The organism is Staphylococcus sp. FSL W8-0304 (genome assembly GCF_038006565.1).
Lineage (GTDB): Bacteria > Bacillota > Bacilli > Staphylococcales > Staphylococcaceae > Staphylococcus > Staphylococcus epidermidis.
This window is the reverse complement of record NZ_JBBOVL010000001.1, coordinates 826,015-842,989: the sequence shown is the minus strand read 5'-3', so window position 1 is coordinate 842,989 and position 16,975 is coordinate 826,015. Positions and strand designations below refer to the sequence as shown.

General features: G+C 34.6%; 21 protein-coding genes. All 21 read right to left on the bottom strand.

Annotation, left to right across the window (positions count from 1 at the left end; genetic code table 11):
* Positions 1-21 precede the first annotated feature (21 nt).
* The 21 genes from NST35_RS03855 to rho all read right to left on the bottom strand — a co-directional run bounded on the left by NST35_RS03855 (position 22) and on the right by rho (position 16,855).
* Positions 22-426: a F0F1 ATP synthase subunit epsilon gene (locus NST35_RS03855; protein ID WP_002447782.1), complete on the bottom strand. Its 405-nt coding sequence runs from the start codon at positions 424-426 to the stop codon at positions 22-24.
* Between the two features lie 19 nt (positions 427-445).
* Entirely contained in the window at positions 446-1,858 is a 1,413-nt protein-coding gene (atpD, locus tag NST35_RS03850; RefSeq protein WP_002447783.1) for a F0F1 ATP synthase subunit beta, read from the bottom strand.
* 21 nt (positions 1,859-1,879) lie between these two features.
* Positions 1,880-2,746: an ATP synthase F1 subunit gamma gene (gene atpG / locus NST35_RS03845; protein WP_002458709.1), complete on the bottom strand. Its 867-nt coding sequence runs from the start codon at positions 2,744-2,746 to the stop codon at positions 1,880-1,882.
* Positions 2,747-2,832: 86 nt separating this feature from the next.
* Positions 2,833-4,344 carry a F0F1 ATP synthase subunit alpha gene (gene atpA, locus NST35_RS03840; protein WP_002458710.1) on the bottom strand — a complete coding sequence of 504 codons (1,512 nt, stop codon included), beginning with the start codon at positions 4,342-4,344 and terminating at the stop codon, positions 2,833-2,835.
* A gap of 22 nt (positions 4,345-4,366) precedes the next feature.
* A complete protein-coding gene (locus tag NST35_RS03835) occupies positions 4,367-4,906 on the bottom strand; it encodes a F0F1 ATP synthase subunit delta (protein WP_002447786.1) in 540 nt (179 codons plus the stop codon).
* A complete protein-coding gene (locus NST35_RS03830) occupies positions 4,906-5,421 on the bottom strand; it encodes a F0F1 ATP synthase subunit B (RefSeq protein WP_002447787.1) in 516 nt (171 codons plus the stop codon). The genes NST35_RS03835 and NST35_RS03830 overlap by 1 nt, the downstream gene beginning before the upstream one ends.
* A gap of 97 nt (positions 5,422-5,518) precedes the next feature.
* Positions 5,519-5,731 (bottom strand): F0F1 ATP synthase subunit C, encoded by a 213-nt coding sequence (gene atpE, locus NST35_RS03825; RefSeq protein ID WP_001048816.1) that lies wholly within the window; start codon positions 5,729-5,731, stop codon positions 5,519-5,521.
* Between the two features lie 42 nt (positions 5,732-5,773).
* A complete protein-coding gene (gene atpB / locus NST35_RS03820; protein ID WP_001829936.1) occupies positions 5,774-6,502 on the bottom strand; it encodes a F0F1 ATP synthase subunit A in 729 nt (242 codons plus the stop codon).
* A gap of 25 nt (positions 6,503-6,527) precedes the next feature.
* Positions 6,528-6,878 (bottom strand): ATP synthase subunit I, encoded by a 351-nt coding sequence (locus NST35_RS03815; protein WP_002491197.1) that lies wholly within the window; start codon positions 6,876-6,878, stop codon positions 6,528-6,530.
* A gap of 152 nt (positions 6,879-7,030) precedes the next feature.
* Positions 7,031-8,164, bottom strand: coding sequence for a non-hydrolyzing UDP-N-acetylglucosamine 2-epimerase (gene wecB / locus NST35_RS03810; RefSeq protein ID WP_032602800.1), 1,134 nt, complete (start codon positions 8,162-8,164; stop codon positions 7,031-7,033).
* A 36-nt stretch (positions 8,165-8,200) separates the two neighbouring features.
* Positions 8,201-8,830 (bottom strand): uracil phosphoribosyltransferase, encoded by a 630-nt coding sequence (upp, locus tag NST35_RS03805; RefSeq protein WP_002458713.1) that lies wholly within the window; start codon positions 8,828-8,830, stop codon positions 8,201-8,203.
* 28 nt (positions 8,831-8,858) lie between these two features.
* Positions 8,859-10,097, bottom strand: a complete 1,239-nt coding sequence (gene glyA, locus NST35_RS03800; RefSeq protein ID WP_002458714.1) for a serine hydroxymethyltransferase — start codon at positions 10,095-10,097, stop codon at positions 8,859-8,861.
* Positions 10,098-10,121: 24 nt separating this feature from the next.
* Positions 10,122-10,646 (bottom strand): TIGR01440 family protein, encoded by a 525-nt coding sequence (locus tag NST35_RS03795; protein WP_002458715.1) that lies wholly within the window; start codon positions 10,644-10,646, stop codon positions 10,122-10,124.
* Between the two features lie 108 nt (positions 10,647-10,754).
* Complete coding sequence (locus NST35_RS03790; RefSeq protein ID WP_020359957.1) at positions 10,755-11,174, bottom strand: low molecular weight protein arginine phosphatase; 420 nt, start codon at positions 11,172-11,174, stop codon at positions 10,755-10,757.
* Positions 11,171-12,214 carry an L-threonylcarbamoyladenylate synthase gene (locus tag NST35_RS03785; RefSeq protein WP_002458716.1) on the bottom strand — a complete coding sequence of 348 codons (1,044 nt, stop codon included), beginning with the start codon at positions 12,212-12,214 and terminating at the stop codon, positions 11,171-11,173. Before NST35_RS03785 ends, NST35_RS03790 begins: the two co-directional genes overlap by 4 nt.
* Positions 12,190-12,336, bottom strand: coding sequence for a hypothetical protein (locus NST35_RS03780; RefSeq protein WP_002447795.1), 147 nt, complete (start codon positions 12,334-12,336; stop codon positions 12,190-12,192). The genes NST35_RS03785 and NST35_RS03780 overlap by 25 nt, the downstream gene beginning before the upstream one ends.
* Before the next feature lie 42 nt (positions 12,337-12,378).
* Positions 12,379-13,215: a peptide chain release factor N(5)-glutamine methyltransferase gene (gene prmC, locus NST35_RS03775; protein WP_002496988.1), complete on the bottom strand. Its 837-nt coding sequence runs from the start codon at positions 13,213-13,215 to the stop codon at positions 12,379-12,381.
* Positions 13,202-14,278, bottom strand: a complete 1,077-nt coding sequence (gene prfA / locus NST35_RS03770; RefSeq protein ID WP_002447797.1) for a peptide chain release factor 1 — start codon at positions 14,276-14,278, stop codon at positions 13,202-13,204. The genes prmC and prfA overlap by 14 nt, the downstream gene beginning before the upstream one ends.
* Positions 14,278-14,877 carry a thymidine kinase gene (locus NST35_RS03765; RefSeq protein ID WP_002447798.1) on the bottom strand — a complete coding sequence of 200 codons (600 nt, stop codon included), beginning with the start codon at positions 14,875-14,877 and terminating at the stop codon, positions 14,278-14,280. Before NST35_RS03765 ends, prfA begins: the two co-directional genes overlap by 1 nt.
* Before the next feature lie 287 nt (positions 14,878-15,164).
* Positions 15,165-15,422, bottom strand: coding sequence for a type B 50S ribosomal protein L31 (locus tag NST35_RS03760; protein ID WP_001829959.1), 258 nt, complete (start codon positions 15,420-15,422; stop codon positions 15,165-15,167).
* A gap of 116 nt (positions 15,423-15,538) precedes the next feature.
* A complete protein-coding gene (rho, locus tag NST35_RS03755) occupies positions 15,539-16,855 on the bottom strand; it encodes a transcription termination factor Rho (protein WP_002458717.1) in 1,317 nt (438 codons plus the stop codon).
* Positions 16,856-16,975: the final 120 nt, after the last annotated feature.

Here is a 16,975-nt window from a genome sequence, read left to right as displayed (position 1 = left end):
ATACTATCGAACCTTTTTTAATTATTGTAATTCTGCAACACGTAAACGATTATTTGCTCGTTCAAGTGCTCTTTTAGCTCTATTTATGTCTGTATTATCATCATCATCTTCTAAATGTGATTCTGCTCTCGACTTAGCTAATTTAGCTCTTTCAACATCGATTTCACTAGCAGGTTCGGCCGTTTGGACGATAATTGATAATTGATGTTGTCTTGCTTCAATAAAGCCATCACTTACTGCAATAAATTCATTTCCGTTGTGAAAATTAACTTTCACATGACCTGTTTTTAATGCAGCAACAGTTGGAATGTGACCATACATAATCCCCATTTCTCCAGCTGTTGTTTGTAAGACAGCCATCTCAACGTCTTCACGTTCATAGACAGAACCATTAGGAGTGACAATATTTAGTCTAAGTGTATTCATTATCCATACCTCCTAATTATTAGACTTCAACACCCATATCTTTTGCTTTCTCAATTACGTCTTCCATGCTACCTACTAAACGGAATGCGTCTTCAGGGATATGGTCATACTTACCATCTAAAATATCTCTGAAGTCTGCAACTGTTGTTTTAACAGGTACATATGAACCTTTTTGTCCAGTGAATTGTTCTGCAACGTGGAAGTTTTGTGATAAGAAGAATTGAATTCTACGTGCTCGTTCCACAGTTTGTTTATCTTCATCAGATAATTCATCCATACCAAGAATCGCAATGATATCTTGTAACTCTCTATATTTTTGTAAAGTAGATTGAACTTCACGTGCCACATCATAATGCTCTTGACCTACTACTGAAGGTTCCAAAGCTCTAGATGTAGAAGCAAGCGGGTCTACAGCTGGATAAATACCCATTTCTGTTAATTTACGCTCTAAGTTTGTTGTTGAATCTAAGTGCGCGAACGTTGTTGCTGGCGCAGGGTCAGTATAGTCATCGGCTGGTACGAAAACAGCTTGAATTGATGTAACTGAACCTTTATTTGTTGAACTTATACGTTCTTGTAATTGACCCATTTCTGTAGCAAGTGTAGGTTGATAACCAACAGCTGATGGCATACGACCTAATAACGCAGAAACTTCTGAACCAGCTTGAGTGAATCTGAAAATGTTATCAATGAATAATAACACATCTTGGCCTTCTTCATCTCGGAAATATTCAGCCATTGTTAATCCGGATAATGCTACACGCATACGTGCACCAGGTGGCTCGTTCATTTGACCAAAGACCATTGCAGTTTTCTTGATAACACCACTGTCGCTCATTTCATAGTAAAGATCATTACCTTCACGTGTACGTTCACCAACACCAGCGAATACTGAAATACCACCGTGTTCTTGAGCAATGTTATTAATAAGTTCTTGGATTAATACGGTCTTACCTACACCGGCACCACCAAATAATCCAATTTTACCACCTTTTATGTAAGGTGCTAATAAGTCTACTACTTTAATACCAGTTTCTAAGATTTCTACTTTTGTTGATAATTCGTCGAATCCTGGAGCTTGTCTATGGATAGGGTCACGTCGTACTGAATCATCAATTTTTTCATCTAAGTCAATAGTTTCTCCTAGTACGTTAAACACTCTTCCTAGAGTTACGTCACCGACAGGTACACTAATGTCTCTACCTGTATCTTTAACTTCCATTCCTCTTTGAACGCCGTCAGTTGAGTCCATTGCAATTGTACGAACTACATCGTCACCTAGTTGAAGTGCAACTTCTAACGTTAATTGAAGCGTTCCATCTTCTTTAGGAACTTCGATGTGTAATGCATTATTTATCTCAGGTACTTCGTTATGTTCAAAACGAACATCTATTACTGGACCCATAACTTGAGTTACACGGCCAATTCCCATGTTGATTTCCTCCTTTTATTATTACTCAAGAGCTGATGATCCACCAACAATTTCAGTAATTTGTTGAGTAATCGCAGCTTGTCTCGCTCTATTGTATTCTAATGATAAATCATCGATTAGTTCTGTCGCATTATCTGAAGCATTTCTCATTGCTGTCATACGTGAAGCATGTTCACTAGCTTTTGCATCTAAAATTGTACCGTAGATTAAGCTTTCAACGTATTGTGGCAAAATAACGCTTAATATAGATTCTTTATCTGGTTCAAATTCGTATGAAGACATTTGACCATGTCCTTGACCTGAATCTTCTTGAGATAATGGTAAAACTTGTTTAGTTGCAGGTTTATTTTCTAAGACACTAACATAATGACTGTAATAAATAGTCAATTCATCTATGTTTTCCTCGCTAAATAAATCAATAGCATGTTTAGCTATAGATTGAATAGACTTAAATGAAGGTTGATCTGGAACTTCAACTAAAGAACTTTCAATTTCATATCCTCTATGATTGAAGAAATCTACACCTTGCTGACCTAAAACGATTAGGCTATATTCACTACTGTCGTTGTGTTTAGATTTGATATCGTTTACTAATGTTTTTAAAACATTTGTACTATAGGCACCGGCTAAGCCTTTATCACTAGTAATTACTAAGTAACCACTTCTTTTAATATCTCTAGATTTAAGCATTGGATGATTAGAAGTACTATTTGAACCAGCTACAGCTGTAATAGCATCTTGCATCTTTTCCATATAAGGTCTAAATGATTTAGTATTTTTCTCAGCTCTACGTAATTTTGAACTAGAAACCATGTTCATCGCCTTAGTGATTTGCTTCATCTTACTTGTCGATTTAATACGACTGTCTATCTCTTTAAGAGAGGCCATTATCTCACCACCTTTGGAGTATTAATCTTAATTTAACGATTTATAAGATTTAGAATGTACTCTCTATATTACGATTAAATTAGATTTTATTCTTCTGATTTATTAAAGCCTTTTTTAAATTCTGTGATAGCAGAATCAAATTTATCAGCATCTGGTAAAGCACCAGTTTCTCTAATTTCATTTAATAACTCAGTTGCATTTGACTCAGCCCAGTGGTTAAATTCCTCTTCAAAACGAGTGATATCTTGTACAGGAATATCATCTAAGTAACCTTTAGTTAATGCAAAAATAATAAGTACTTGATGTTCTACAGGCAGTGGGTTGTTTTGACCTTGTTTTAAGACTTCAACAGTACGTTCACCACGCGCCAACTTTTTAGCTGTGAATTCATCTAAATCAGAACCAAATTGCGCAAATGATTCTAACTCACGATATGAAGCCAAGTCTAAACGTAATGTTCCTGCAACTTTTTTCATCGCTTTAATTTGAGCTGAACCACCAACACGAGATACTGATTGTCCAGCATTAATCGCTGGTCTAACACCTGAGAAGAATAAATCAGATTGCAAGAATATTTGTCCGTCAGTAATTGAGATAACATTTGTTGGAACGTAAGCTGAGATATCGCCAGCTTGAGTTTCAATGATTGGTAAAGCAGTAATTGAACCGCCTCCAAGATCATCGTTAAGTTTTGCAGCTCTTTCTAATAATCTACTGTGTAGGTAGAAGACGTCCCCAGGATATGCTTCACGACCTGGTGGTCTACGTAGTAATAATGATAACTCACGGTATGCTGCCGCTTGCTTAGTTAAATCATCGTAAACGATAAGAACATGTTTTCCATTAAACATGAACTCTTCACCCATAGTTACACCAGAATATGGCGCAATATAAAGTAATGGTGCTGGATCAGCTGCGGATGCAGATACAACGATTGTGTAGTCTAAAGCACCTGCTTGTCTTAATTTTTCAACATTTGCACGAACAGTTGAATCTTTTTGACCTATTGCAACATAAATACAAATTGTATCTTGATCTTTTTGGTTTAAGATTGAATCAATTGCAACTGTTGTTTTACCAGTTTGACGGTCACCAATGATTAATTCACGTTGACCTCGACCAATAGGTACTAAAGCATCAATTGCTTTGATACCTGTTTGTAATGGTTCATCTACAGATTTACGATCCATTACGCCAGTTGCTTTTTTCTCCACAGGACGGGTTTTAGTCGCATTGATTGGACCTTGCCCGTCAATAGGTTGTCCAAGAGGATTAACAACTCTTCCTATCATTTCCTCTCCGACTGGTACTTCCATAATTCGGCCAGTACGTTTAACTTCGTCACCTTCACTAATTTCTTCATATGGTCCTAAAATAACCACACCCACATTAGATTCTTCAAGGTTTTGTGCTAAACCAAGAACACCGTTATGGAATTCTACTAGCTCACCAGCCATAACGTCGTTAAGTCCGTGAATTAATGCGATACCGTCACCAATTTGGAGTACTGTACCAACATCTGTAACGGACATTTCTGACTCATAATTTTCAATTTGTGAGCGAAGCAATGCACTGATTTCTTCAGCTTTTATGGCCATCTATGTCACTCCTCTTTAAATATTAGTTAGCTCTTTCAAATTTTCTTTGTAATTGAACAAGGTCATTTCTAACACTACCATCCATAACTGTAGTTCCAACCTTAACTCTAAATCCACCAATTAGATCTTGATTGATTTTAGTGTTAACAATTACATTTGACAATTCAGTTTGCTTTTTTATAAGTTCTACAATTCTTGATATTTCATCTTCGCTTAACTCGTAAGTCGATTCAATAATAGCAAAATCTTGTTTGTAGTGTTTGTTATATAAATTTTGGAATGATTTAAAAACATTCTCTACAATTGAAATATGTCGGTTATCTGCTAATACTTTTAAAGTATTTACCACATATGGATTTGCTTCGTTGTAAACTCTTTCTACAAATTCTTTACGTTGATTTGCAGTTAAACTTGGATTACTATCAATTGCTTTAAGTTGTTTTATGAAATCAAACGATGAATGGCTAATTGTTTCTAAATCTTCATAGACAACATCTAGTTGATTTGTATCTAGAGCGACATCAAATAATGCTTTGGCATATTTTTTTGCTACCTTTGCCATTATTTATCCCCTGCCTCTTTTAAATACTTTTCAACTAATTCTTTTTGATCTTGCTCTGAAATTTCTTTTCTAAGAACTTTAGATGCAATAAGTACTGATAGTTCAGAAACTTGATTATTAATATCAGAAATTGCACGTTCTTTTTGACTATTAATTTCACTTTGAGCAGTTTCAATCATACCATTAGCTTTTTCGTTAGCTTCATGAATAATTTCTTCATGTTGCTTACGTGCTTGAATCTTAGCATCATCTAAGATTTTTTGAACTTCATCTTGAGTTTCTTTAAGTGTCTTTCTATTTTCTTCTTCAAGTTTTTGAGCATTTATCTTAGCTTGTTCTGCGTCGTCAATATCTTTATTGATATCACGTTCACGTTTATCCATTACTTCTTTTAATGGACCCCAAGCAAATTTCTTCAAAAGTATGATGAGGATTACAAATGTTGCGAGTGTTACAATTGTTGTCCCCCATTCAACTCCTGCACCGAGAATAAATGTATTAGCTGTTGCAGTCACGGGCTCATGACACTCCTTTCGTCAAAATAATCACTAAGCTATAAAAAACAAAACGAACGGCGATAGTCTCTCGTTAGACTTCGCCTTATAAAATGTCTTATCCAGCAAATGTCATGAATGCAATTACAACACCGATGATTGGTAATGCCTCAACTAAACCAACACCAATGAACATGATACCCATTAATTGACCACGTGCTTCTGGTTGACGTGCTACACCTTCAACTGTTCTAGATACGATAAGACCGTTACCAATACCTGCACCTAATGCTGATAAACCAATTGCGATTGCCGCTGCGATTAAATTCATAATAAAATTTCCTCCTAATATTTATATAGTTACTAAATTATATTAATGTCCGTCTGCCACTTTATGTGACATGTAAACCATTGAAAGCATTACAAAGATATATGCTTGAATCGTTCCCACGAATATAGAGAACGCTTGCCAAACTATTAATCCAGGAATACTAATTATCCAACCCCATGCAGGTTGTTCAAAGAACAATGATGCAAGTAAACCGAGTAATAATTCACCTGCAAAAATATTACCGTACAAACGTAGACCTAAAGTTAATGTAGAAGTGAATTCTTCGAATACATTAATAATAGCCAATGGCCAGAAAGGTTTAAAATATCCAGCTGCATAAGCTTTTGTTCCACGCATTTTAATACCGTAATAGTGCGTTAACAAAATCATAGTTGTAGATAACGTTAGAGTTACCGTAGCGTCTGCTGTTGGTGATTTCCACCATAGCGTATGGTCATGAGTGACAATTGCGAACGGTAAACCAAGCATGTTGGCTACAAAAATGAAAAGAATTAATGTCACTGCTAAGAAGTGGAAATTCCCACCTTTTTTCCAGGCCATATTACTTTCAATAATACCTCTAACAAAATCAAATACCCATTCAATGAAGTTTTGTTTTCCAGTTGGTCGTTTCTTTAAGTTTCGAGTGCAAACTATAGCTAAAATAAAAACTAAAATTGCTGTAATCACTACCATTAAAACACTGGCCAGATTAAAAACAATATCGAAACCAAAGACGTTCCAACTAACGAGTGGGGATTTGTGATCCATAAACTCACCTCTTTCTATTAAATTTTTACTCCCTTTGTAGTAGAGGGCGCAATATGATTACAATATAAGAAATCATTAACCCAATTAAAACTCCGATAATATTAATGTGTTCTTTAAAGAATAACCATAATACACATGCAATAATTGCCACTAAATACCTCCAAGTACTACCAGTAGACATTTGTGTCGATTCTTTATGCATTGATTTAGCTAAATAAATCTCAAAGATGTATGTATTTACTAAAGAACCACATGTACCTATCATAAGACCCAAAAAAAATGGGCGGGGTGAAATTGAGTACAATATTCCAACTATTACCAATAAATAAAGATAATATTGCAAATATTGTTTGAAAATGATGTTGAAACGACGCATTTTATAGCCTCCGAGTGTCCTATACCAATCATGTAAACCGTTCCACTCATACAATCTAAATGATAATATAGCCGGTTGTATGGTGTCAATTCTATTCAAATTCTTGTTAAATTTTCACTGGTTTTTGTCACAAAAAATTCACATTTGTCATTTTATAAATCTTTTGTATATTCAAAATGATTGGGTCTGTCATTTGTCAAATTAAAATAATATTTTATATGTTGCACAATTCTCTCACTAGCTTGTCCATCGCCATATGGATTAACAGCTTGACTCATTTTTTGATAAAGATCTGGTTTTTCTAATAATTTTTTAGTTTCATTATAGACATCTTCTTCATTCGTACCAATGACTCTCAAAGTTCCAGCATCTACACCCTCCGGTCTTTCAGTACTATCTCTCAATACTAAAACAGGTTTATGTAATGATGGTGCCTCCTCTTGTATTCCACCAGAGTCAGTCATAATGAGATATGCTTGTTTAGCAAAATTATGAAAATCAACCACATCAAGTGGTTCTATCAATTCAATCCTAGGATGATTTCCTAAATATTTTTGCGCTATATCTCTTACTTTGGGATTCATATGCATAGGATAGACCAACGCTAAATCATGATATTCATCAATCAACTTTCTAATCGCTTTAAACACGTTTATCATAGGTTTACCTATGTTTTCACGTCTATGTGCTGTGAGTAAAATAAAGTTTTTATTTTTATGTTTTTGTATAATAGATGATGAATATTGGTAATCGATTGTATATTTCATTGCGTCAATAGCTGTATTACCAGTGATAGCTATATGTTTGGCTAATTTACCCTCTTTTACTAAATTCTGTGCAGCATTATAGGTTGGGGCAAAGTGCAAATCTGCCATTACCCCAACCATTTGTCTATTTATTTCTTCTGGATAAGGTGAATATTTATTATAACTCCTTAATCCAGCTTCAACATGTCCTATAGGTGTTTGACTATAAAATGCAGCTAATGCTCCAGAAAAGGTTGTCACTGTATCACCATGAACAAGTACCATATCAGGCACTTCCTTTTGTATGATATCTTCTAACTTTTTCATTGCTTCAGATGTTACTTCAGACAGTGTTTGACCAGCTTTCATAATATTCAAATCATAATCTGCACTTATATTAAAAGTATTCAACACTGAATCAAGCATCTCCCTATGTTGGGCGGTGACTACAACAACGGGTTCCAGGTTAGAATCTTTTTCTAACGTTTTAATCAACGGAGCCATTTTTATAGCTTCAGGCCTAGTTCCAAATATGGTCATAACTTTTTTCTTCAAAAATATCTATCTCCGAATCTATTATTTAGTACCGAATAATCTATCCCCTGCATCACCTAAACCAGGTGTAATATACGCTTTGTCATTTAATTTTTCATCTAATGCTGCAATGTATATATCTACATCTGGGTGTGCTTCTTGCATTTTTTCAACGCCTTCAGGGGCAGCTATTAAACACATAAAACGTATACTTTTAGCTCCTCGTTTTTTTAATGAAGAAATTGCTTCAATAGCTGAAGCACCAGTAGCAAGCATAGGATCAACCACAATAATTTGACGTTCATCGATATCTTGAGGCATTTTCGCAAAGTACTCTACCGCTTCAAGAGTCTCTGGATCTCTATAAAGTCCTATATGTCCTACCCTAGCAGCAGGAACAAGACTTAACACACCATCTGTCATGCCTAAACCAGCTCTTAAAATAGGTACAATTGCTAACTTTTTACCTGCCAAACGTTTAGCTGTCATTTTAGTCACAGGCGTTTGTATTTCAACATCTTGTAGTTCTAAGTCTCTAGTTACTTCATAGGCCATTAACATACCGACTTCATCTACAAGTTCTCTAAACTCTTTTGTTCCAGTGTGAGCGTCTCTAATATAACTTAGTTTGTGTTGTATTAATGGGTGATCAAAAACATGTACTTTACTCATAATCATTTTCCTCCAATGTGTATATCTATTAATTATATAATGGATATTTAGATGTGAGTGCGTGAACCCTCTCTTTAGCTTCATTTAGTTTAGTATCATTATCATAGTTATTTAATGCTAAACTAATAATTTTTGCTACTTCCACAAATGCAGATTCATCAAAACCACGAGTTGTAGCTGCAGGTGTTCCTAGTCTAACACCACTTGTTACAAACGGTTTTTCTTTATCAAATGGAATAGTATTCTTATTACATGTAATTCCTACTTTATCAAGTGTCTCTTCAGCTAATTTACCAGTCATATTGATAGAACCTTTAACATCAACTGCAACTAAATGATTGTCTGTTCCGCCAGATACAACTCTGAACCCTTCTTCAATTAATGTTTGAGCTAAAGCTTGTGCATTTTTAATGACTTGATTTTGATAATCTTTAAAATCGTCGTTCAAAGCTTCTCCAAATGCAACAGCTTTTGCAGCGATGACATGTTCTAGTGGACCACCTTGAATACCTGGGAAGATTGTTTTATCTATATCTTTTTTATATTCTTCTTTACATAAAATCATACCACCACGTGGACCACGTAAAGTTTTATGAGTTGTAGTAGTCACAAAATCAGCATATTCTACAGGATTAGGATGTAAACCAGCAGCTACTAAACCAGCAATATGTGCCATATCTACCATCAATTTAGCTCCTACTTCGTCTGCAATTTCTTTAAATTTTTTAAAGTCAATAGTTCTTGAATATGCTGAAGCACCAGCTACAATTAATTTAGGTTGATGCTCAATTGCTAAACGTCTCACTTCATCATAGTTAATTAATTCATTTTCTTGGTCCACACCATATTCAACAAAATGATAAAATTTACCACTAAAATTGACAGGTGCACCATGAGTTAAATGCCCACCATGACTCAAATTCATACCTAACACAGTATCGCCCATTTCTAAAGCAACCAAATACACAGCCATATTAGCTTGAGAACCTGAATGGGGTTGGACATTAACATGTTCTGCTCCAAATAAAGCTTTTGCTCTATCAATGGCAATGGCCTCAGTTACATCTACGTGCTCACACCCGCCATAATAACGACGTCCAGGATAACCCTCAGCATATTTATTCGTTAATACTGAACCTTGAGCTTCCATAACTGCTTGTGATACGAAATTTTCTGATGCAATAAGTTCAATATTACTATTTTGTCGTTGAAACTCCTTTTGAATAGCATCGTAAACAACTTTATCCTTCTTCTCGATATAAGACATTTGAATCCCCTTCTTCCACAATATTTATTGATATTTAGCTCGTTCGCCACCAATTTTCTTAGGTCTAGATGTCGCTATGGTAACGATAGCTTCTCCAATTTGTTTAACACTTGTTCTTACAGGAACACACACATGTTTAATATGCATTCCAATTAAGGTCTGACCTATATCTATACCTTTTGAAACAGTAATATGCTCAACAACAATAGGATCTTCCATTTGTTGATAAGCGTAAGTGGATAAACTACCACCTGCATGAACGTCTGGAATGACAGTAACTTCTTCCATAGTCAATGGGTTGAAATTTGCTCTTTCTATCGTTACTGCCCGGTTAATATGTTCACATCCTTGAAAAGCAAATGTCACGCCTGTATCAATCTCTAGTTGTTTCAAATTTTCATAAATTTCTTTAGCTACGTCCATCGATCCAACAGAACCAATACGTTTACCTATAACTTCAGAAGTTGAACAACCAATGATACACATTTCGCCTGGGTTAAAGAATGACATATCTTTCAATTCATCAAGCAGTTGTTGTAAATCACGCATTTGAACCCACCCCTTTGTAAAAAATAAAAAGGAACATAGCAAACTTGCTATACTCCTTAATTATAACTTATTTAAAGCTTAACATATACTAATTATATATATTTTACTTTACTCGTGTTTAAATTTTATTTTGTCGACTAAATCATAAATTTTGATATAAGTTTGTTCATAAACATAGAATGAGCCACCAAATGGGTCATCAATTTCCTGTGTGTCACCTACATACTCATTTAATGTAAAGACATTAGATTGTCGTCCATACATAGAAAATATCAAGTCTTTATGAGCTTGCGTCATGGTAAGTATAATATCAGCATCAAGATCATCTATACGAAAAGTTTGTGCTAGCGATGGTTCAGGTAAACCGTACTTATGAATTAATTCTAACGATTCCTTAGATATGGCCTGTCCCTCAACTGCGAATAGTCCTCTTGAAGCTATGCTATCGTTTGGTAAAAGGGACTTGGCTATACTTTCAGCCAGTGGGCTTCGACAAGTGTTGCCACTACATACAAAAATTATTTTCATAGCTTTTCACCTTTAACTAGTTTATAACTTGCTGCTTTTAACATTCGATTCATGATAGCTTCAGTATGATGATTATCTTCAAATCCATAAATATATGCCTCTTCTATTTCTTCATTCTGGTCAAGTTCATGTAAAATTTCATATAAATTATGGCCTGCTGATTTAAAATCTTCCTTATTTTCACATAATGATATAAAAATGCTATTTTCGGGAATCAAACTTTTTTGACTCTGTGGAAATACAAATGCTACTTTTGACCATTTATCATCATTAGCTATTTTTTTATTTAAATCTTTAACAATTGTTAAAGGGGTTTCTGGGGAATAATGTTTATATTTCATCCCAGGTGCGATAGGCTTTTCATTTTCCTCATATATTTGACGATTTATCGAATGTGGTAGTCTACTTTCTATCATATCTTGTGTAATTGAACCTGGTCGCGCAATACGAAACGGAAACTGTGTGCAATCAATCACAGTACTTTCAAGCCCCTCTTCACATTGATCACCATTAACTATACCGTTGACTTTGCCATTTAAATCTCTATTCACATGTTCAAAGGTTGTTGGTGACGGACGACCACTAATATTAGCACTAGGAGCTGCTATGGGTTCATCTACAATTTGAAGTAATGCTCTCCCTATTTTATGACTAGGCATTCTAACAGCGATAGATTCTAATCCACCAGTCACTTTACTGCAAAGATAACCCTGTTTAAGTGGTAATATAAAAGAAATAGGTCCCGGCCAAAATTCATCCATTAATACTTTAACCTTATCATCGATATGCTCTACAAAATCATCGAGTTGTTCAATACTGTGAATATGGACGATTAACGGATTATCTGACGGACGTCCTTTTGCAACATAGATATTTTCGACTGCTTCTTCGTTTCTAGCATTCGCCCCAAGACCATATACTGTTTCAGTAGGTATCGCTACTAAACCTCCATCTAGGAAAGTTTGTTTTATCTCATCAATATGTGGATATTGACTAACATTATTTTTATACATTCTTAAATCCCATATTTGTGTGTGCATGTTTTCACCTCTTCTGTGATTGTATGCTGTAAAGAAATAAGGGCAGAATTTAATTCATTTTCAAAAAGTTGAATTAAAATTCCACCCGTGCTATGTTGCTGATCGAAAGTCATGTTTTTCATAAACAAAACAACTATAAAAACAATATCGTATAAATTGTTTAACTACCAAATAATAGATAAAATTCGCTGATTTCCATTGATATCTTTGAAAATCTCTACTTCTTTTTCAGGATATAAATCTTGAACCATTCTTTTTAAGATATCTCCTTGTTGATAACCAATTTCAAAAACAACATGTCCACCTTGTTTCATTACAAATGGTAAATCTTCTAATATTGACTCATAAATAGCAAATCCGTTTTTCTCAGCGAATAGAGCATGATGCGGCTCATAATTTAGTACTGTTGACTCCATATCTATTATTTCGCTATGACCTATGTATGGTGGATTAGATATTAACCCATCCAATTTTATATCTTTTTCAATTAGCGGTTTTAAAGCATTTCCACGCAAAAACTGAATATTTTGGTGATAGTGACTTGCATTTTGCTTAGCTACACTTAAAGCATCTTCATACAAATCTGTTGCAATAACATTTAATTCAGGTTGCAGTAACTTAAGCGTAATTGCTATAGCACCACTTCCAGTTCCAATATCTGCTATGGTATCAGTCTTTTTACACAATTCTAAAAAATGCAGCATAACTTCCTCAGTTTCAGGCCTTGGTATAAGACAGTGTTGATTCACTTTAAATTGATAACCATAAAATGACTGAAATCCAACAATGTATTGGATAGGTTCTCCAGTGACCATCCTATCCAACGCTTTATCCAATTTGTTAATCGATGTCAAAGACATTTGTTCATCTTTATGAATTAAATAATCTGTTTTTGACCAACCAAAAACATCTAAAAACAACCATTCGGCACGAGTTGATTCAAACCCTTCATTTATAGCAATTGTCTTGGCTTCTGCAAACTTTTCTTTATAATTCACCATTGTTTAATTCTTTCAGTTTCTCAGTTTGTTCTGAAAGTGTGAGTGCCTCCACAATCTCGTCTAAATGTCCTTCCATAATTTGATTTAACTTTTGAAGCGTTAAACCAATCCGATGATCTGTCACACGACTTTGAGGATAATTATAAGTTCTTATTCTTTCAGAGCGATCGCCTGTACCAACAGCTGATTTTCTTTGAGAAGCATATTTTTGTTGTTCTTCTTGCAATTTCATATCATATAATCGCGCTTTTAAAACTTTCATTGCTTTTTCTCGGTTTTGAATTTGAGACTTTTCAGAAGAAGTTGCTATAACACCCGTCGGCAAGTGTGTAATACGTACTGCAGAGTCAGTCGTATTAACGTGCTGACCACCAGCACCACTAGAACGATAAGTATCAATTTTTAAATCTTCATTACGTATCTCAATTTCGACATCTTCAGCTTCAGGTAATACAGCAACAGTTGCAGTGGAAGTGTGAATTCGCCCTCCTGATTCTGTTTCAGGCACACGTTGGACTCTATGTGCACCATTTTCAAATTTTAATTTACTGTAAGCACCTGTACCAGATACTGAGAAACTCACTTCTTTATATCCACCATGATCACTTTCTGAAGCTTCTACTATTTCTGTTTTAAATCCGTTTGCCTCGGCGTATTTTGAATACATTCTCATTAAGTCCCCAGCAAATATTGCAGCTTCATCTCCTCCTGCAGCTGCACGAATTTCGACAATAACATCTTTATCATCATTAGGATCTTTAGGTATAAGTAAGATTTTTAATTCTTCTTCCATATCAGGTAATTCTGTTTTTAAAGCGCTACTTTCTTCTTTTAGCATTTCAACTTCTTCTTTATCAGATGTTTCACTTAACATATCCTCAATATCTTGTAATTCTTCTTTTTTGGTCTTATAACTTCTATACACATCAACAGTCTTTTGTAAGTCAGCTTGTTCTTTTGAATATTTTCTTAATTTATCAGCGTCATTCACTACATCAGGATCACTCAGTAATTCATTTAATTGTTCATATCGTTCTTCTACTATATCTAATTGATCAAACACTACATTTCCTCCTTCTCATTTTCACTAGGCGCAACTATATGATGTGCTCTACAACGTGGCTCGTAACTTTCATTTGCACCAACCAATATGATGGGATCATCTTCTTTTGCCGGTTCACCATTTATTAACCGCTGTGTACGACTCGAGGGTGAACCACATACAGAACATACTGCTTGCAACTTTGTAATATGTTCACTAACTGCGAGCAACTTGGGCATAGGTTTAAACGGTTCTCCTCTAAAGTCCATATCTAAACCTGCTACAATAACACGATGCCCGTTTTCTGCTAATTTTTCAACTATGTTGACAATATCATCTTCAAAAAATTGCACTTCATCAATTCCGATGACGTTTACTTCTTCTAGCTTATGATTTAAAATTTCTTGAGCTGTAGATATATTAATCGCTTCTATCTCATTACCATTATGTGAGACGACCTTTTCTTTATGGTAACGATCATCAATTGCTGGTTTGAAAACAACCACCTTTTGTTTAGCGTAGATTCCACGTCTTAAGCGACGTATAAGTTCTTCAGATTTCCCACTAAACATACTTCCTGTTATGGTTTCAATCCAACCTGAATGGTACGTTTCATACATTGATAGTTCCACCTTTTTCAAAACATAATCGCTTAATTATATCATATTTTTTATGTATATAAATGTATTTTCAAAGTAAGAATCATAATTTACAGGTGTATTATGAAATTTAATAATTAAACGAATAATCTATAAAAGATTTTACACATCTCTATAAATGTTTATACTTATCGATAGATTTTATAGATATAAAGAGCTTTGATATAGAGTTGATGATTCAACGAAACTCTATAATAAAAAACTGTCTACAATACCCAAACGGGAAAGTAGACAGTTGAAATCCAAAATTAGTTGTTGTTTGATTTGAGTCCAAACTTTTTGTTGAAACGTTCCACACGACCATCCGCTGCTGCGAATTTTTGACGTCCAGTATAGAATGGATGAGAATCTGATGATACATCTAAACGAATAACTGGGTATTCATTTCCATCTTCCCATTCCATAGTTTCTGAAGATGTTTTTGTAGAACCACTTAAAAATTTAAAGTTTGTTGTTGTATCTAAAAAGATAACTTTGTGGTATTCAGGATGAATTCCTTGTTTCATTTTTTTCAGCTCCTTTGCCCTGAACCATCTGGAACAGAGTTATTTGTGAGTTTTTTACCCAATACTGTGTAATTATAATAGTAATATATGGAAAACGCAACCCTTAATCTACGAGTTTAAATAATTGGTCTTCCTGTTTTAGTACTCTCTTCAGCTGCTTTTTGCAATTGCTTAAAGAATTCTTTATTATTTTTCGAACGCTTAAGTTTTCTAATAAAACGTTCTGTAAAGTCTGTTGAATCGGTAAATAAATTTCGTAATTGCCATAATGAATCTAATTCCTCTTTAGTGATTAATAGCTCTTCTTTTCGTGTTGAACTACGACCTATGTCTATCGCTGGGAATATTCTACGTTCTGATAACTTGCGATCAAGATGTAATTCCATATTACCTGTACCCTTGAACTCTTCATATATCATATCATCCATACGAGATCCTGTCTCAACTAAAGCAGTAGCTAAAATTGTCAAACTTCCCCCAGCTTCAATGTTACGTGCTGCACCAAAAAACGCTTTAGGTTTGTGTAATGAAGCGGGATCAAGCCCGCCTGACAATGTACGTCCACTAGGAGGTATGACTAAATTATACGCTCGAGCCAAACGTGTTATGGAGTCCATAAGTATAATTACATCTTCTCCAATTTCAACTAATCGCTTTGCACGCTCTAATAATAATTCAGCAACTTTAACATGATGTTCTGGTGGTTCATCGAAAGTCGAATGAACGACTTCTGCAGATTCAACCGATCTTTCAATATCCGTCACTTCTTCTGGACGCTCACCTACTAGTAAGATAAATAAATTCGCTTCAGGTTTATTACTCGCTATTGCATTAGCGATTTCTTTTAATAAACTTGTCTTACCAGCTTTAGGTGGTGCAACTATAAGACCACGTTGACCAAGACCTATTGGTGTGACTAAATCCATAATACGAGTGGAATAATTTGTAGATTGCGTTTCTAATAGGATTCTTTCTTCAGGATAAAGAGGTGTTAAAGCTTGGAAGTGAGGACGTTTTTTGACTTCTTCTGCATTATGATCGTTCACAAAATCAACTTGAAGTAGACCATAATATTTTTCATTATCTTTTGGTTTACGAACTTTACCCGTTACTTTATCACCACGTTTTATTTCAAAACGTCGAATTTGGCTTGCAGAAATATAAATATCCTTCTCACCTTTAGAATAGTTAACGGTTCTTAAGAAACCATATCCATCTTGTTGAATATCATCTAATATTCCTTCCATATAGTAATTACCATCTTTTTCCATTTGTGCTTCCATAATGGCAAGTACCAATTCTTTTTTATTTAATTTACTGTAATTAGTTAATTTTAAAGATTTGGCTTTTTGAGTGAGCTCTTTAGTAGTATTGTTTTTATATAATTCGTGGAAAGATTCATACTGCGGAGATGTTCGTTCTCTACCAGGCATAGACTTGCACCCATTTCATTAATTATTTATTTTACGAAGTTCAAAAATAATAAACGTATAGTTAGCTTAACCAAATAATAGATGTATATCTTGATACTTATGTGACTGTCAATAATAAAA

Excerpts from the sequence above, each read along its gene's own strand:
- NST35_RS03855 (WP_002447782.1), bottom strand. The coding sequence starts at position 426 with ATGAATACACTTAGACTAAATATTGTCACTCCTAATGGTTCTGTCTAT.
- atpD (WP_002447783.1), bottom strand. The coding sequence starts at position 1,858 with ATGGGAATTGGCCGTGTAACTCAAGTTATGGGTCCAGTAATAGATGTT.
- atpG (WP_002458709.1), bottom strand. The coding sequence starts at position 2,746 with ATGGCCTCTCTTAAAGAGATAGACAGTCGTATTAAATCGACAAGTAAG.
- atpA (WP_002458710.1), bottom strand. The coding sequence starts at position 4,344 with ATGGCCATAAAAGCTGAAGAAATCAGTGCATTGCTTCGCTCACAAATT.
- NST35_RS03835 (WP_002447786.1), bottom strand. The coding sequence starts at position 4,906 with ATGGCAAAGGTAGCAAAAAAATATGCCAAAGCATTATTTGATGTCGCT.
- atpE (WP_001048816.1), bottom strand. The coding sequence starts at position 5,731 with ATGAATTTAATCGCAGCGGCAATCGCAATTGGTTTATCAGCATTAGGT.
- atpB (WP_001829936.1), bottom strand. The coding sequence starts at position 6,502 with ATGGATCACAAATCCCCACTCGTTAGTTGGAACGTCTTTGGTTTCGAT.
- NST35_RS03815 (WP_002491197.1), bottom strand. The coding sequence starts at position 6,878 with ATGCGTCGTTTCAACATCATTTTCAAACAATATTTGCAATATTATCTT.
- wecB (WP_032602800.1), bottom strand. The coding sequence starts at position 8,164 with ATGACCATATTTGGAACTAGGCCTGAAGCTATAAAAATGGCTCCGTTG.
- upp (WP_002458713.1), bottom strand. The coding sequence starts at position 8,830 with ATGAGTAAAGTACATGTTTTTGATCACCCATTAATACAACACAAACTA.
- glyA (WP_002458714.1), bottom strand. The coding sequence starts at position 10,097 with ATGTCTTATATCGAGAAGAAGGATAAAGTTGTTTACGATGCTATTCAA.
- NST35_RS03795 (WP_002458715.1), bottom strand. The coding sequence starts at position 10,646 with ATGCGTGATTTACAACAACTGCTTGATGAATTGAAAGATATGTCATTC.
- NST35_RS03790 (WP_020359957.1), bottom strand. The coding sequence starts at position 11,174 with ATGAAAATAATTTTTGTATGTAGTGGCAACACTTGTCGAAGCCCACTG.
- NST35_RS03785 (WP_002458716.1), bottom strand. The coding sequence starts at position 12,214 with ATGCACACACAAATATGGGATTTAAGAATGTATAAAAATAATGTTAGT.
- NST35_RS03780 (WP_002447795.1), bottom strand. The coding sequence starts at position 12,336 with ATGAAAAACATGACTTTCGATCAGCAACATAGCACGGGTGGAATTTTA.
- prmC (WP_002496988.1), bottom strand. The coding sequence starts at position 13,215 with ATGGTGAATTATAAAGAAAAGTTTGCAGAAGCCAAGACAATTGCTATA.
- NST35_RS03765 (WP_002447798.1), bottom strand. The coding sequence starts at position 14,877 with ATGTATGAAACGTACCATTCAGGTTGGATTGAAACCATAACAGGAAGT.
- NST35_RS03760 (WP_001829959.1), bottom strand. The coding sequence starts at position 15,422 with ATGAAACAAGGAATTCATCCTGAATACCACAAAGTTATCTTTTTAGAT.
- rho (WP_002458717.1), bottom strand. The coding sequence starts at position 16,855 with ATGCCTGGTAGAGAACGAACATCTCCGCAGTATGAATCTTTCCACGAA.